The sequence below is a fragment of the Bacillus sp. mrc49 genome (assembly GCF_002803435.1).
Genome location: NZ_PHNG01000256.1, coordinates 1 through 608, shown reverse-complemented (window position 1 = coordinate 608; position 608 = coordinate 1). Strand labels below are relative to the sequence as shown.

General features: G+C 40.1%; 1 protein-coding gene and 1 pseudogene. Both read left to right on the top strand.

The window, feature by feature from the left end:
• A pseudogene (locus CVN76_RS01845) lies at positions 1-287 on the top strand (tetratricopeptide repeat protein); the annotation flags it as partial.
• A gap of 44 nt (positions 288-331) precedes the next feature.
• A partial coding sequence (locus tag CVN76_RS01840) for a ReoY family proteolytic degradation factor (RefSeq protein WP_100530162.1) occupies positions 332-608 on the top strand: 277 nt, incomplete at its 3' end.

Sequence of the window (608 nt, the reverse complement as noted above, 5' to 3'; positions counted from 1 at the left end):
GAGAAGTGAGGAGATACGGAGAGGATGATCCTCAGTTTGAATGGATAGCCGCCGTATCTTACCAGCACACCGAACAATTTAAAGAGTCATTAACCAGCTATCATAATGCATATAATTCATTCAAGAACAATCAAGATTTCCTCGAAGACTATGGTTTCTTTTTAATTGAAGAAGGAGACAGAGCCACATCTAGAGAAGTATTTAATAAGCTGCTTGAGATTAACCCGGCGAATGATGAGTATGCCATGATTTTGGAGCGGCTTGGTGAAGGCTCGGATGAAGCGTAAGTTAGCGTAACCAAACTAAATCAAGACAGAGGAGGGAATTCATGGTGGCTGCCCCTGTTTCTGTGAATGAGAAGAAGGATTTTATTCGGTGGTTTTTAAATCATTATCAACTTAAACGAAGAGAATGCGTTTGGATATTGAATTATTTAATGAGTCATGATCAACTGATGAAAAAAGTTCACTTCGTGGAAAATGCCCAATATTGCCCTCGTGGACTCATTATGTCGACACATTGTGTGGAAGAGGTCCCATTCCGGTTTTATAAGTCCAATATCATGACGACCGATGCAGAGAAATCCTTTCACGATATTCGATTGAACC